Raw genomic sequence first — 452 nt, 5'->3', positions numbered from 1 at the left:
AGATCCTAGCAAGCTCTATGAAAGAGCTAACAAATGGAGCACACCTACAAGCAAACTCTTTACAAGAGAGTGCAGCAGCAGTTGAACAGATGAGTAGCTCTATGAGTGCAATATCTCAAAAGACACAAGATGTTATAAGACAAAGCGATGAGATCAAAAACATTATAGTTATTATTAGAGATATAGCAGATCAAACAAATTTACTTGCACTTAATGCCGCTATAGAAGCTGCACGTGCAGGAGAGCATGGACGTGGATTTGCTGTTGTTGCTGATGAAGTAAGAAAGCTAGCAGAGAGAACTCAAAAATCTCTAGGTGAGATAGAAGCAAATACAAATGTATTAGCCCAATCAATCAATGAGATGAGTGAAAGCATAAGAGAGCAAAGTGAAGGTATAAATATGATAAACCAATCTGTTGCTCAAATAGATACTTTAACACAGCAAAATGTT

The 452-nt window shown here is 36.9% G+C and carries 1 protein-coding gene; it reads left to right on the top strand.

The features are described from left to right. A partial coding sequence (locus tag CCAL9328_RS11110) for a methyl-accepting chemotaxis protein (RefSeq protein ID WP_249318142.1) occupies positions 1–452 on the top strand: 452 nt, incomplete at both ends.

The organism is Campylobacter sp. RM9328 (genome assembly GCF_012978615.1).
This window is presented reverse-complemented; position numbering and strand designations above follow the sequence as displayed.